Source organism: Pseudomonas sp. MF6776, from assembly GCF_016613125.1.
In the GTDB taxonomy this organism is placed as follows: Bacteria; Pseudomonadota; Gammaproteobacteria; order Pseudomonadales; family Pseudomonadaceae; genus Aquipseudomonas; species Aquipseudomonas iridis.
Genome location: NZ_JAENSQ010000013.1, coordinates 37804 through 50770, shown reverse-complemented (window position 1 = coordinate 50770; position 12967 = coordinate 37804). Strand labels below are relative to the sequence as shown.

At 59.9% G+C, this 12967-nt stretch carries 14 protein-coding genes; 9 read left to right on the top strand and 5 right to left on the bottom strand.

Translation table 11 applies throughout. From position 1 onward, the window contains the following. Positions 1-74: 74 nt before the first annotated feature. Both JJD74_RS16505 and JJD74_RS16500 read left to right on the top strand, forming a co-directional pair. Complete coding sequence (locus JJD74_RS16505) at positions 75-1439, top strand: glutamine synthetase family protein (protein WP_200615841.1); 1365 nt, start codon at positions 75-77, stop codon at positions 1437-1439. Between the two features lie 85 nt (positions 1440-1524). Beyond that, the gene (locus JJD74_RS16500) at positions 1525-2808 is read left to right on the top strand and encodes an NAD(P)/FAD-dependent oxidoreductase (protein WP_200615839.1); all 1284 of its coding nucleotides are present in this window, start codon (positions 1525-1527) and stop codon (positions 2806-2808) included. 130 nt (positions 2809-2938) lie between these two features. Here JJD74_RS16500 and JJD74_RS16495 read toward each other — a convergent pair whose 3' ends face one another. After that, the gene (locus tag JJD74_RS16495) at positions 2939-3724 is read right to left on the bottom strand and encodes a DeoR/GlpR family DNA-binding transcription regulator (protein WP_042558769.1); all 786 of its coding nucleotides are present in this window, start codon (positions 3722-3724) and stop codon (positions 2939-2941) included. Between the two features lie 327 nt (positions 3725-4051). Next, on the bottom strand, positions 4052-4570 hold the full coding sequence (locus tag JJD74_RS16490) for a transporter suffix domain-containing protein (protein WP_042558768.1): 519 nt from the start codon (positions 4568-4570) through the stop codon (positions 4052-4054). A 119-nt stretch (positions 4571-4689) separates the two neighbouring features. Here JJD74_RS16490 and JJD74_RS16485 point away from each other — a divergent pair, with 119 nt between their 5' ends. From JJD74_RS16485 to JJD74_RS16475, 3 genes are read left to right on the top strand one after another with little or no spacing between them, the layout of a single operon-like run. Continuing rightward, positions 4690-6243: an efflux transporter outer membrane subunit gene (locus tag JJD74_RS16485; RefSeq protein ID WP_234451773.1), complete on the top strand. Its 1554-nt coding sequence runs from the start codon at positions 4690-4692 to the stop codon at positions 6241-6243. Beyond that, positions 6236-7360: an HlyD family secretion protein gene (locus tag JJD74_RS16480; protein ID WP_200615836.1), complete on the top strand. Its 1125-nt coding sequence runs from the start codon at positions 6236-6238 to the stop codon at positions 7358-7360. The genes JJD74_RS16485 and JJD74_RS16480 overlap by 8 nt, the downstream gene beginning before the upstream one ends. Next, on the top strand, positions 7350-8375 hold the full coding sequence (locus tag JJD74_RS16475; protein ID WP_200615833.1) for a DUF2955 domain-containing protein: 1026 nt from the start codon (positions 7350-7352) through the stop codon (positions 8373-8375). The genes JJD74_RS16480 and JJD74_RS16475 overlap by 11 nt, the downstream gene beginning before the upstream one ends. Here JJD74_RS16475 and JJD74_RS16470 read toward each other — a convergent pair. The 3 genes from JJD74_RS16470 to JJD74_RS16460 all read right to left on the bottom strand — a co-directional run bounded on the left by JJD74_RS16470 (position 8360) and on the right by JJD74_RS16460 (position 10472). After that, positions 8360-8806, bottom strand: coding sequence for a YMGG-like glycine zipper-containing protein (locus tag JJD74_RS16470; RefSeq protein ID WP_042558763.1), 447 nt, complete (start codon positions 8804-8806; stop codon positions 8360-8362). The two genes, JJD74_RS16475 and JJD74_RS16470, sit on opposite strands and share 16 nt — an antisense overlap. Before the next feature lie 86 nt (positions 8807-8892). After that, on the bottom strand, positions 8893-9909 hold the full coding sequence (locus tag JJD74_RS16465) for an AbrB family transcriptional regulator (RefSeq protein WP_200615824.1): 1017 nt from the start codon (positions 9907-9909) through the stop codon (positions 8893-8895). Positions 9910-10049: 140 nt separating this feature from the next. Continuing rightward, positions 10050-10472, bottom strand: coding sequence for an HD domain-containing protein (locus tag JJD74_RS16460; RefSeq protein WP_200615814.1), 423 nt, complete (start codon positions 10470-10472; stop codon positions 10050-10052). 222 nt (positions 10473-10694) lie between these two features. On the opposite strand from JJD74_RS16460, the gene JJD74_RS16455 reads away from it, so the two are divergent. From JJD74_RS16455 to JJD74_RS16440, 4 genes are all read left to right on the top strand, one after another. After that, on the top strand, positions 10695-11126 hold the full coding sequence (locus tag JJD74_RS16455; protein ID WP_042558760.1) for a hypothetical protein: 432 nt from the start codon (positions 10695-10697) through the stop codon (positions 11124-11126). Positions 11127-11633: 507 nt separating this feature from the next. After that, complete coding sequence (locus tag JJD74_RS16450) at positions 11634-11924, top strand: hypothetical protein (protein ID WP_047300721.1); 291 nt, start codon at positions 11634-11636, stop codon at positions 11922-11924. Positions 11925-12138: 214 nt separating this feature from the next. Next, entirely contained in the window at positions 12139-12639 is a 501-nt protein-coding gene (locus tag JJD74_RS16445) for an Hcp family type VI secretion system effector (RefSeq protein WP_200615790.1), read from the top strand. Continuing rightward, positions 12632-12967 carry a hypothetical protein gene (locus JJD74_RS16440; RefSeq protein WP_115146832.1) on the top strand — a complete coding sequence of 112 codons (336 nt, stop codon included), beginning with the start codon at positions 12632-12634 and terminating at the stop codon, positions 12965-12967. Before JJD74_RS16445 ends, JJD74_RS16440 begins: the two co-directional genes overlap by 8 nt.

Here is a 12967-nt window from a genome sequence, read left to right as displayed (position 1 = left end):
ACGCCCGCGCCTATTCTCGCGCCGCGTCCGGCCTGAACCTGCGCGCCTGTGCGGCGCCAACGTGAGTGTTTGCCATGAAATTCGCAGCCATTGAAGACGCACGCCTGTTCCTTGAACAAAACCCCGACATCGACATGATCGAGCTGTTCATCCTCGACGCCAACGGCGTGCCGCGCGGCAAGTTGTTGCACCGCGAAGAATTGCTCGCCGTGTATGAAAGCGGTCGCCCGCTGCCCAGCACCATCCTCGGTCTGACCGTGCAGGGTGAGGACGTTGAGAACTCCGGCCTGGTCTGGGATGTCGGCGATATCGACTGCCGCGCCTATCCGCTGGAAGGCAGTCTGGTGCGCCTGCCGTGGCGCAAGATTCCGACCGCTGCAGTGCAGGTCAGCATGCACCCGACCGAGGGCATGCCCGCCAGCATTGCCGACCCGCGACACCTGCTGATCAAGGTCATCGACGGCCTCAAGGCCGAGGGCTACAACCCGGTGATGGCCTGCGAACTGGAGTTTTATCTGCTCGACGCCAAACGCGATCACAACGGTCGTCCGCAACCGGCACTCGATGCTGATGGTGGTCGACCGCGACATACCCAAGTCTACGGTTTGCGCGAGCTGGAGCAGATCGAACCGTTCCTCGCCGACCTTTACAGCGCCTGCAAACTGCACGGCATTCCGGCGCGCACGGCAATCTCGGAATACGCACCGGGTCAGGTGGAAATCACCCTCGAACACGGCGATGCGCTGGAGGCGATGGATCAGGCGGTGCGCTACAAGCGACTGGTCAAAGCCGTGGCGCACAAGCACGGCATGCAGGCGACATTCATGGCCAAACCGTTCGATGATCTGGCCGGCACCGGCATGCACATGCATGTCAGCCTCGCCGATGGTGAGGGGCGCAACCTGTTCGCCTCCGAAGACCCGGCCGGCACACCGCTGCTGCGCACGGCGATTGGCGGCATGCTCGCCTCGTTGCTCGATTCGCTGCTGCTGTTCTGCCCGAACGCCAACTCCTACCGACGCTTTCAGGCCAACAGCTACGCGCCACTGGCGCCGACCTGGGGCGTCGACAACCGCACCGTCAGCCTGCGCGTACCCGGTGGCCCGGCCAACACCCGGCACATCGAGCACCGCATCTGCGGCGCCGACGCCAACCCGTATCTGGCAGCGGCGGCGATTCTTGCCGGCATACATCGGGGCATTAGGGAGAACCTTGATCCGGGCGCGCCGGTTGAGGGCAACGGCTATGCGCAAGCCAAGGAATTGCTGCCAACCGATTGGCTGACGTCGTTGCAGGCACTGGAACATTCGGTGTGGGCACGCGATGCCTTGGGCCAGGAATTTCTCGGGGTGTATCTGGCAGTGAAGCGTGCCGAGTATCGGCAATTCATGGCTGAAGTGGGTGAGCAGGATTGGCGCTGGTATCTGACCGAGGCCTGATTACACCCCGCTAACCTGTGGGAGCTGGCAAGCCAGCTCCCACAGGGATCCCGATTAGCTTCCCGAATTTTGTGTGGACACTGACATGACTGAACGTTGCAATTCCTACTACACCGCCACCCTCAACCAAGAGACCGATTACCCGACCCTGCAGGGCCGGCACAAGGTTGATGTGGTGATCATCGGCGGTGGCTTCACCGGCGTCGCCACCGCTGTCGAACTCGCCGAAAAAGGCTTGAAGGTCGCCATCGTCGAAAGCAACAAGATCGGCTGGGGCGCCACCGGGCGCAATGGCGGGCAGGTCACCGGCAGCCTCTCCGGCGACGGCGCCATGCGCAAACAGATGCGCCCGACACTCGGTGACGAGGTCGACGATTTCATCTGGCACCTGCGCTGGCGCGGCCACGAAATCATCAAACAGCGCGTGGAAAAATACGCCATTGAGTGCGACCTCAAGCACGGCCACCTGCACGCCGCGTACAAGCCGAGCCACATGAGCGATCTGCGCAAGGATTACGAAGAAGCGGTGCGTCGCGGTCTGGGTGAAGAGGTCAGACTCCTCGACCGCAGTCAGGTGCGCGATCTGCTGCAAAGCGACCTTTACCACGGCGCGATCAAGAATACTCGCAACATGCACCTGCACCCGCTCAACCTGTGCATCGGTGAAGCGCGGGCGGCGGAAAGTCTCGGTGCGCTGATCTTCGAAAACAGCGAAGTGCTGGAGATCATTCACGGTGACACTCCAGGCGTGAGAACTGCCCACGGCCAGATCGACGCCAACCAGGTGATGCTGGCCGGCGACGTTTATCACAAGCTCGAACCTGGCCAGCTAAAGGGCAAGATTTTCCCGGCCATGGGCGGCATCGTCACCACCGCGCCGCTGGGCGATCTGGCCAGGCAGATCAACCCCGAAGACCTCGCGGTGTACGACTGCCGTTTCGTCCTCGACTACTACCGTCTTACTGCCGACGGCCGTCTGCTGTTTGGCGGCGGCGCCAACTACAGCGGCAAGGACTCACGCGACATCGCCGCCGAACTGCGCCCGTGCATCGAGCAGACTTTCCCGGCGCTCAAAGGCGTGCAGATCGACTATCAGTGGAGTTGCGCGATGGGCATCGTCATCAACCGTATCCCGCAACTGGGCAAACTCTCGGACAACGTCTGGTACTGCCAGGGTTACTCGGGCCATGGCATCGCCACGACGCACATCATGGGCGAAATCATGAGTCGGGCGATTACCGGGCAGATGGAGCAGTACGATACGTTCGCGGCGTGTCAGCACATTCGCGTGCCGATGGGGGATTTGCTCGGCAATCCCTTGCTGGCGGCGGGGATGTGGTATTACCAGATGCTTGAAAAATTGCGTTGACGGCCCTGGCCCCATCGCTGGCAAGCCAGCTCCCACAGGTTTTTATTGGTGTACATGGACTCTGTGTACGACGCGGACACTGTGGGAGCTGGCTTGCCAGCGATGAGACCATTAGCTTCAACACAAAATCTCAATCCGGCAACTGCTCCACCTCAATCCCCAACCGCCGATAATCCTCGACACTGCCCGATGCCAGATGCTGCTCGGTAATCAGCGTATGCACGCGATTGCACGGCGTCACCACAAACGGCTCGACCGCCCCCAGCTTGTCCGCCGTGGTGACTGCAATCACTTGGGCGGCGCTCTCGAACAATGCCTGCTTCACCGGCACCTCATCAAAATACAGCGAGCTCAGCCCCACCTCCGGGTGAATCGCGCAGACTCCGGTAAACAACACGTCAGCCTTGATACTTTGCAGCAGCCGCACGGTTTCGTGGCCGCTGACTGACATCGTCGCCAGATTGAGTTGCCCGCCCGCAAGAATCACCTTGATGCCTTGGTATTCGGCGAGTGTGATCGCGGTCATTGGCGACGTGGTAACGGCGGTAATCCGGATATCCGCAGGCAATGAGCGCGCGATCTGCAACGTGGTGGTACCGGAATCGAACAGCACGATCTGGCCGTCCTTGACCCTTCCGGCAGCGAGCTGCGCCAGGCGGGTCTTCACTTCATCGGTTTCGCTGATGCGGGTGAAGTAATCCTTGCCCGTGTCTTTGGGCCGCGGCAACGCCCCGCCGTGTACTCGCTGCACCAGCCCGGCGTTGTCGAGTTCGGCGAGGTCTCGGCGGATCGTATCTTCAGACACCGCAAAATGCTGGCTCAGCTCGGAGGCCATGACCTTGCCGTCGCGTTCCAGAATCAAAAGGATTTTCTGTCGGCGCAGGGACGGCAGTTCGGTGACGGAATGATCGTGCATGGTTCTGCCTGTTTATGCTTGTAGTTGCAGGTTTTCGCGCAGATTAGCGAAAGCCTCAGGCAAACACAAACAGACAGGTATCGATGGCTTCGATCATTGGAATCGACAAGGCGAATTTTTCCTTTGCATTCAACCTGTTCAGAATGACGCCACTCTCAAAAGTCTCAGGATGGACACCGCATGAATCTCAATTTCGCCTTCGCTTGCATGATCGTTGTGTCTTTCGCGGTTGCCCTCGGGCACGCGTGATGCGGTCACATTCTCCACGCGCATATCAGGATCGTGGCGAGGGGATTTATCCCCTCACCGACATGATTTCACGCTCTCTCAAACGCTGACCACACGCGCCTTGCGCACGAACAGCGCTTGAGCCTTGTCCCAGAAATTCCCCCCCAGCACAAAAAAACTGCCAACAAACATCAAATCCCCAAGCAATTGCATTTGCCACAGGTTGGGCCGCAACCCTGGCCAGAAGTTATCGAAATACGGTTCCAGAAAGGACGACAGCAACGGCAGGCAAAACATCACCACGCCGATGCGATGGCGCGTCGGGCCAACCTCGTCCACCGGGGCTGGAATGATCCCCGAGACATAACGCCCGATCGTGTGCTTGAGTTCGGCAAATCCGGCCTTGCCCATCACCGCGATCACCACCAGCAACAACACCTTGTTGCTGATAAACAACACGCCAGTGAGTGCCGCGACTTTTGAGCCAGGCACATCAAGCGCGGCCGCCAGCGGCACCATCAACCACGAACCGAGCATCAGGCAAATGATCCCCACACCGACCTTGAAGCGCCAGGTTGCGGGTGCCGCCGGGGTCTGCGGATCTTGGGCAGTGTCCATGGTTTCTTACCTGTCTGGGTGGAGTTGCGATGCCTCAAAAGCGTAGCAGCAGATTCGCCCGAACAACTTGCAATTGGCCGTCTATGCTCCACTGATATTTACGGCCCGGGAAACAAGCAATGCCTGCAACAACAGCACTGCTGACGCGATCCGGTCATTTGTTATTGCTCGGTGTCTTGAGTGTGGGCGGTTGCGTGCGCCTGGGGCCGGATTTCCAGCCGCCCGCCGAAGCATGGAGCAAACAATGGAACAGCACGGCCTTGGAGCAGGCCAGTGAACGCGCCGCCCATCCCGATCTGCGCCAATGGTGGCAAGTCTTCGGTGACCCGGTGCTGGATCGCCTGATCAGCGAAGCCGATGCGCGCAACAGCAGTCTGAAAATCGCAGGCCTGCGAGTTCTCGAAGCCCGCGCACAACTGGGTATCGCCGAAAGCGGCCGCTACCCGCAATTGCAACAGCTCGGCGTCGACAGCCTTTACATCGACCGTCACCAGTCCGGCGGCAACAATCCGCAGGATCTGCACTTCTGGCAGCACAGCGCCGCGTTTGATGTCGGTTGGGAACTGGATTTCTGGGGCCGCTTCAGTCGCGCCATCGAGTCATCCGATGCGCAATATTTCGCCGCGCAAGCCAACTACGAAGACGCCCTCGTATTGCTGCGCGCACAAGTCGCCGACACCTATTTTTCCCTGCGCACCACTGAAGCGCGGCTGCGCGTCGCGCGGGAAAACGCTGTCCAGCAGAAGCGTAATTTCGAGATCACCGAAAAACTCTTCAACAGCGGCCAGAGCGCTGAACTCGATCTGCAACAGGCGAAAACCCAATACCTTGGCACGCTTAGCAGCATCCCGGCATTTGAAGATCAGCTGCTGCGCACGCGCAATGCGCTGGCGGTGCTGGTTGGCCAGCCGCCCGGCGGCGCGGCGCTGCTCGCCGAACAACCGGGGCTGATTCCGTTGGTGGATCGCGCCGTGCTGCAAGACGTACCGGCCAACCTGCTGCTGCGCCGTCCGGATGTGCGCGCGGCGGAACTGAATGTCGCCGCGCAATCGGCGCTGGTCGGTGTCGCTGAAACCGATCTGTATCCATCGCTGACCTTGCTCGGCAGCATCGTGTGGTCTACCGACTCCCTCAGCGCCACGCCGCGCAGCCTCGACCTGATCGGCGGGCCGAGCCTGCGCTGGAACATCTTCGATTACGGGCGTATCCGCAACAACATACGGGTGCAGGACGCACGCTTGCAGCAACTGATCGAAGCCTATCGCGACAAGGTACGCCAAGCCGCACGCGAGGCCGACGACGCCGCCAGTGGCTTGAGCAAAGCGCTGGAACGCGAGCGGATTCTGCGGGAGGCCGAAGGCGCCGCGCGGCGTTCACTGGTGCTGGCCAACACGCAATATCGCGAAGGCTATTCGGACTTCCAGCGCGTGCTCGACGCGCAACGCGCGCTGCTGGAATTGCAGGACAACTATCTGGTCAGTCGCAGCAACGCCGTGAGCAACCTGATCGCCCTCTACAAAGCCGTTGGCGGCGGTTGGCAAAGCACTTCGCCGCAGATCGACGAGCCGACCCGCGAACAGATGCAACAACGCACTAATTGGGGCGACTTGCTCACCGCGCCGCACGCCCAACCGCTGTATCCACTCCCGTCGCAGGACAGCCGCCATGACTGACGCCGCACCTCCCCCTCCGGCGCCCACGCCAACCCCGACCGATCCGGCCAAAAAAGGTATCCGCTGGGTGCTGCTGTTGATTGTGCTGAGCCTGGCCTGGTACCTGCTCGCCGACCGCTACACGCCCTACACCCAGCAGGCGCGGGTCGGCGCATTCGTGATTCCGGTGGCGGCGGAAGTCGCCGGCCGCGTGATCCGGGTCAACGTGCGCAACAACCAAGACGTCAAGGCTGGCGACGTCCTCTTTGAGCTCGATCCGCAGCCGCTGCAAATCGCCGTGGATCGGGCGAAAGCCGATCTGGAATCGACCCGCCGGCAGGTCGGCGCCAGCACCGCCGGCATCGCTTCGGCGCAGGCCTCGCTGCGTGCCGCGCAAGCCAACGAGCTCAAGACGCGGCAAGACAATCAACGCCTCGAAGGTTTGTACAAACAGGATCCGGGCACCATCTCCGTGCGTTTGCTCGAAGTGTCGCGAGCCAACCGCGAACAGGCGGTCGCCCAGGTCGCCGCCGCCCGGGCCGAAGTGCAGCGCGCGCAGGAGCAGGAAGGTGGCAACACCGACACCAACGCGCAGCTGCGCAGCGCGGCCTCGGCACTGGCCAAAGCCGAACTGGATCTGGCCAACACTCGCATCGGCGCACGTTCGGCCGGGTTGATCACCGACCTGCGCACCGATGTCGGCCAGTTCGCCGCTGTCGGCAGCCCGGTGATGACCTTGATCGCCATTCATGATGTGTGGATCAGCGCCGATCTGACCGAAAACAACCTCGGCCGCGTGCAACCCGGAACACCGGTGGCCATCGTCCTCGACGCGCTGCCCGGCGAAGTCCTCGATGGCCGAGTGCGCAGCGTCGGCTATGGCGTCAGCGTAGGCCAGACGCCAGCGCCGGGCACCTTGCCGAGTATCCAGAACAGCCGCGACTGGCTGCGTCCGGCGCAGCGTTTTCCGGTGATTATCGAGTTCACTGAGGAGGCGAAAAAACGCCTGATCGACAACCGCGCGATCCGTGCCGGTGGTCAGGCTGAAGTCATGGCCTTCCCCAGCGAAGGCAACCCGCTCAATCCGCTGGGGCGGCTGTTTGTCGGGCTGATGAGCTGGCTGTCGTATGCCTACTGAGCGCAGCGTCCCGGCGCAACGGGCGTTGCGCCTGGCGTTCGGCACCGCGCTGTGCACCGCCGTGAGTTATGCGCTGGCGCTGCCGCTGGCGTTTATTTCGCCGGTGCTGGCGGTGTTGTTGCTGGCCAGTCTGCCCCGGCCATTGCCGCTCAAAGGTGCGCTGGTGCTGGCGTTGGTCGCGGCGCTCACCACCAGCATCGGGCTGCTGCTGACGCCGCTGCTGCGTTACTACCCGGTGAGTGGCGTGTTGTTGATCGGCCTCGGTCTGTTTCTGGTGTTCCGCTTTGGCTTGCGCGGCGGCAACCCGTTGATCGTGACCTTTCTGGTGATCGGCATGACCATGATCTCCGCCGCCGGGTTCGCCGAATTCGATCTGGCGATGGCGGTGATTGGTGCGTTGGTCAAAGGCCTGTTGCTGGCGGTGGCGGTGGTCGGTGTCAGCCACGCATTATTCCCGGAACCGGCAAACAGCCCCCTCCCACCCAAGCCGCCCGCCATGCCCGCCGACGAAGTACCGCGTGTGGCCCTGCGCGCCACGTTGATCGTGCTGCCAACCTTTTTGCTGGCCCTGAGCGACCCGGCCAGCTACATGCCGATCATCCTCAAAGCTGTCAGCCTCGGCCAACAAAGCTCCACGACCAACACCCATCACGCGGGGCGTGAACTGCTCGGTTCGACCCTGCTCGCCGGCGTTTTGGCGGTGCTGGTGTGGTGCGGATTAAGCCTTTTCGTGCACCTGTGGATGTTCTTTCTGTGGACGCTGCTGATCGGGCTATGGCTGGCGCGCAAACTCTATCGCCTCAGCCCGACGCAACTCAGCCCGGGGTTCTGGCTCAACACCCTGATAACGATGATCATCCTGCTCGGCCAATCAGTGCAGGACAGCGCAGCAGGCAAAGACGTCTACACAGCGTTTGCCGTGCGCATGGCCCTGTTTATTCTGGTTACGCTTTACGGCGTATTGATGATGCACCTGCTCCAAGGGCACAGAACCCGCCGTCAGGGCGTGACCTGATAGCCGCGTCCTTGCAAACACCCGGTGTAAGCACTGGAACTGGCCGCTGCATCGGTTTTGCTCTGCGCGCGACGTTCTTGCCGCTGTCGAGAGCCACCGACTACCGCACCGGCCGCAGCGGTTTGCTGGGCCCGGTTCTGTCGGTAATCCTGTTTGCGATCATCGTCGACGCGGTCGTAAACCTCGTCGTGTTGACGGCCGCGGACTTCAGAACCTACTGCTCCGGCAGCGGCACCGACAGCGGCCCCCTTCAGACGACCACCCGCTTGGGGTGTTGAAGTCGGCGAAGACGAAGCGATGGAGTGGCAGTCGTTGATGTCGATCTGGGTTTGTTGAGAAGACTGGCCTTTGAGCGGAACGATGGATTCGGCGCTGGCGTGAGTGGCGTACAGGGCAGCGATCATAAGCGTGATGGACGTTAGGCGATTCATGATTACCTCCGGCGGGCCTGGGGTTGGCGGTGATGCGGGGTAATCAAGAAGTGTAGTTCAAGAGGCAGGATCAAGAGCCCCTCACCCTAGCCCTCCCGCACCCGCCGCACCTGCACCAAAAACGCCGGCGCAAAATGCAGCAGCACCATCCGCGCCAAGTGGTGAGTGAGGATAAACACCACATTCAGTCCACCCGCGAACGCGACAATCGCAATCGTCTCAATCGCCCCCGGCATATACGCCAGCCACAGCGACAGCGGATCACTGTCCAAAAATCGCGCCGCCACTTCCGCAAATCCCGCCGCGACCACGATCATCAACCCGACCGAGACCAGCGCCGTGCGGCCATGCTGGCCCAACTCCTTGACGCCCAGACCCTGAAACCGCGAGCCGATTCGCACGCCAAGAATCAGTGCCGCCAGATTCAAACTCCACTCCGGCATGTGAAAGCCGTGCAGCCACCCTGCTTTGACGAAAACCGCCGTGATGATGATCGCCGTGAGCATGAACGGCGCCGGCACGCCGATCACCAGGAGCAAGCGTCCAAGCACGACGCTCAAACCGATCACTGCGAATATGGTCAGCGCCATCCCCGTCGTCAACGGAGCGCTTTCAACCACCGCCACCGATGCCTGTCCCGGAATCAAAAAGCTCACCAGCACCGTGATCAGCAGTAACCGCATCAGGTGCACGATGATGACTTTGCTTGAAGCCTTTTCCGACTCCAGCAAATCGAAAACCGCTGCCAACGCCCCCGGATACACCGCCAACAATGCATCAGTGCGATTCCACCCTGCCCCGCGCGTCAGCCACCAACCCGCCAGGGCAATCTGCACCGTCAGACACAGCAGCAAAACGCCAAGGCTTGGGAGCATGGTCGACGCCGTCGCACTGTCCCACGCCTCGAACATCAGCCCGGTGGCGATGCCCAGGGTGACCTGGATATAACCCAGCCCATAAGGCGTCGCGGGTGCGAAACCCGATTTTGTCACGACCAATGCCGTGACAAGGATCGAGCCCAACAGCAAACCGTGAGGCACGCCGAGGGACTGCAACACCGCGCCAAACCCGGCGGCGATCAACAAACACAGAATGGATTTCATATTCGCCTTCCTGGCTATTCAACTGACCAACCTGATCCCCTGTAGGAGCTGCCGAAGGCTGCGATCTTTTGATCTTGCTTTTTACAATCAAAGTCAAAAGATCGCAGCCTTCGGCAGCTCCTACACGAGGGCGTCGCAATTTATGAGCGCAACCGGCCAATCGCGCGCCGATACTTTTCGATCCGCTCCAGATCCTCCCAACTCGGCGAGGCGATCCGCGACAGGTCGCTGTTCTCTTCCAGATCCGCCAGTTTCACCACACGGCCGATCGGGTTCTGCGCGGCGCGTTCGACGAAATCCTCGTAGGACTCGCCGGGCACTTTGGTCACCGATTCGATAGCGCTCAGCACTACTTCGCTGAAGCCTTCCTTACGCAGATCATCGAGACTGATTTCGCAATCCTCGACCACATCGTGCAGCACGGCGACGATGCGTTCTTCCAGCGTGGTCATGCGCAGCATCACTTTCAGCGGATGCAGAATGTACGGCGCCCCACCCTTGTCCACCTGCCCGGCGTGTGCGGTGGCGGCGATGGCTATAGCGCGTTCGAGTGTTTGAGTCATGAGCATCTCCGTTGGCGCGAGGCGGGAGAGTCGTTGCGACTGTCGATTTCAATCATGGGCAACTTCCACTCCTTGGGTGCGTTGAATGTTTCCGATTGTTTCGCAGTCTACGCGAACCGCGCAAATGAAAAACCCGATTGAACCTCCGTCATGTACGCCCTCTCGAAACCCTATAGCGCCAACTGAATGCTCAGAACCGGCGCCATTGAAGAGGAAATACCGATGAACATTCGATTCCTGCTTCTGCTCGCCACTTTCTGCGTCATCCCCACCTGCGTCATGGCCGAAGGCTGCGACGTCCAAACCCGTTCTTCCAGCTCCGCCGTGCCTGCCGTATCCGGCCACAGTTGCTATGAGTACGAAGGAACGCCGGTCAACGCCATCGATTGGTCGTGCAGCAACGAAAGCAAAGACATGGTCAACGCCGTCAAGAAAAAGGTCCAGCAGTGCGACGACCACTACCAGGCTACTTGCATCGCCACCCTCACCCAGGAATCCCTCGCCAACCCGCACTCCACCAGCAAGGATAAAAACGCCAAGGCGTTGAACATCCCGGATGGTGCGCAGGTGACTACGTATTACTACGGTGCGGAGGATTTGGGGCAGGCGAAGATTGATTGTGAAAGTGGTGGGGGGAATTGGAAGGCGAAGTAGTGTTTGTGGCCCGCGCACCAAACAAAAGCCATGCCTTGAGATCGACCGAATTAGAGTCTGAAAAACGCGTAGGAAAACACCCCTTGTGGCGAGGGGATTCATACCCGATGGGTTGCGAAGCGGCCCCAAACCGGCGAGCTCATTTCTCCAGACACGCCGCAGGCCACGGATTACGACGAATGCGTCACCGAGTGGGAGCAAGCTCCCTCGCCACAGGGTAGGGTTTGCGTCCTACAGGTCGGTTGTGGCGGCAGGAATTGCTGCCTAGAGTGGGGCTGTCGCTGACCGCAGTTGGCGATGGGTTTCGCAGCCCTCAGAAGTGACACACACCGCTAGATGACAACTGTGGCAAAATTCGCCGCCGTTTCGTTATATGGCGGCTGTGTGTGGGAGACCTTCGGGTCTGCCGGTTTGACTCTTCTCCGGTCTGCGAACCCGCATACAGCTGCCACCCATTTGTTTCGCAGCAGAAAGGTGGCACTTCTTAATTATTTGAAGAGCAATCTTATGACGATCAAAAAACCGCTCCACCACTACGCCCACATGTCCCATCCCGCCACCGACAACCCCGTCCTACTCATCGACGCCGACGCCCCACTGCGCGAACTCCACGCCTGCCTCGCCGAGCGTCTCAACGCCGTCCTCAAATACCTCGACCTCATCGCCTGCACCAGCCTCCCCGACTACGCCGAACACGACATCAACACCGTGACCAATATCGCCAGAATCATGGTGCAAGACGTGAGTGACGTGTTTCGGGTAATCGAACAGCGAGGCTTCGACGCGCCCACCTCATAACCAAAACGTTGCCAAAGTGCCAATTTCATAAACGCCCGGTCATCGAATCAGCGATAACGTCGTTGGCACTTCGGAATAATCACCTCCTGACTTCCGCGCCCCTTGTAAGACGCTTCTGAAAATCACCAACAGCGCACCGACGCCTCACTGTTCCGGCTTTAGTGGACGGTTACTCTTCAAGCAAGAGTTTTCCATTCAATAAAGCAGAGCATCCATGGCCAACCACAGTTACATGAGCATTACCGGAAACAGACGAGGACTGATCTCCGCCGGTTGTTCCGACACTAATTCAATCGGCAACAAGTGCCAACTGGGTCACCTTGACGAAATAATGGTACTGGGCTATTCCCACAACATGACCACCGGCAATAACGGCGGCGTCACCGCAGATCGTGGCCAACACTTGCCGATCATGATTACCAAGAACATCGACAAATCCTCACCACTGCTATCCGCCGCACTTCATGAGCGTGAAGTGCTGGACTGCACCATCTTCTTCTACCGAACCTCACCCGCTGGCACACAGGACAAGTACTTCAAAATCCACATTGCCGGCGCAAAAATCGCCCACATCAACCTCCAGGTTCCCCACGCCATCCACTTGAACGACGCTCAGCCTCAAGAATTGGTGTCGTTTACTTATCGCGAAATCAGTTGGACACACCTACAGGCGGGCACGTGCGGTTTTAGCCGTTGGGAAAATGAAGATGAATGAGGATTCGTGTGACATCAACGACGTTACCCGGGCTGCTTCCGATCTGGTCGCATTCGGGTGCCAGATCGGCGCGATTCGGTTGTACGATAGCTTCAGCCAACTCAAGCTTGGCGAGGTTGTTTCATCTTATGCGAATGAGATTGTTCGAGCGGTAGATGAAGGTGTTATTAGTGCAAAACAAGGATTTGATGCAATTAGGAGCGAGTATTCAGAGCTTTCAAGGAAATCTGCTTTCTACATCGAGAACGGAATAGGCGTGATCGCAGGAGCTATTCAGTTTGAGTCAGGCGTTTCCAAAATCAAAAACAGCCGAGGACACCCTTTATGA

What these genes read in the sequence shown, in the direction of transcription:
- JJD74_RS16505 (WP_200615841.1), top strand. Translation starts at nt 75, where the DNA reads ATGAAATTCGCAGCCATTGAAGACGCACGCCTGTTCCTTGAACAAAAC.
- JJD74_RS16500 (WP_200615839.1), top strand. Translation starts at nt 1,525, where the DNA reads ATGACTGAACGTTGCAATTCCTACTACACCGCCACCCTCAACCAAGAG.
- JJD74_RS16495 (WP_042558769.1), bottom strand. Translation starts at nt 3,724, where the DNA reads ATGCACGATCATTCCGTCACCGAACTGCCGTCCCTGCGCCGACAGAAA.
- JJD74_RS16490 (WP_042558768.1), bottom strand. Translation starts at nt 4,570, where the DNA reads ATGGACACTGCCCAAGATCCGCAGACCCCGGCGGCACCCGCAACCTGG.
- JJD74_RS16485 (WP_234451773.1), top strand. Translation starts at nt 4,690, where the DNA reads ATGCCTGCAACAACAGCACTGCTGACGCGATCCGGTCATTTGTTATTG.
- JJD74_RS16480 (WP_200615836.1), top strand. Translation starts at nt 6,236, where the DNA reads ATGACTGACGCCGCACCTCCCCCTCCGGCGCCCACGCCAACCCCGACC.
- JJD74_RS16475 (WP_200615833.1), top strand. Translation starts at nt 7,350, where the DNA reads ATGCCTACTGAGCGCAGCGTCCCGGCGCAACGGGCGTTGCGCCTGGCG.
- JJD74_RS16470 (WP_042558763.1), bottom strand. Translation starts at nt 8,806, where the DNA reads ATGAATCGCCTAACGTCCATCACGCTTATGATCGCTGCCCTGTACGCC.
- JJD74_RS16465 (WP_200615824.1), bottom strand. Translation starts at nt 9,909, where the DNA reads ATGAAATCCATTCTGTGTTTGTTGATCGCCGCCGGGTTTGGCGCGGTG.
- JJD74_RS16460 (WP_200615814.1), bottom strand. Translation starts at nt 10,472, where the DNA reads ATGACTCAAACACTCGAACGCGCTATAGCCATCGCCGCCACCGCACAC.
- JJD74_RS16455 (WP_042558760.1), top strand. Translation starts at nt 10,695, where the DNA reads ATGAACATTCGATTCCTGCTTCTGCTCGCCACTTTCTGCGTCATCCCC.
- JJD74_RS16450 (WP_047300721.1), top strand. Translation starts at nt 11,634, where the DNA reads ATGACGATCAAAAAACCGCTCCACCACTACGCCCACATGTCCCATCCC.
- JJD74_RS16445 (WP_200615790.1), top strand. Translation starts at nt 12,139, where the DNA reads ATGGCCAACCACAGTTACATGAGCATTACCGGAAACAGACGAGGACTG.
- JJD74_RS16440 (WP_115146832.1), top strand. Translation starts at nt 12,632, where the DNA reads ATGAATGAGGATTCGTGTGACATCAACGACGTTACCCGGGCTGCTTCC.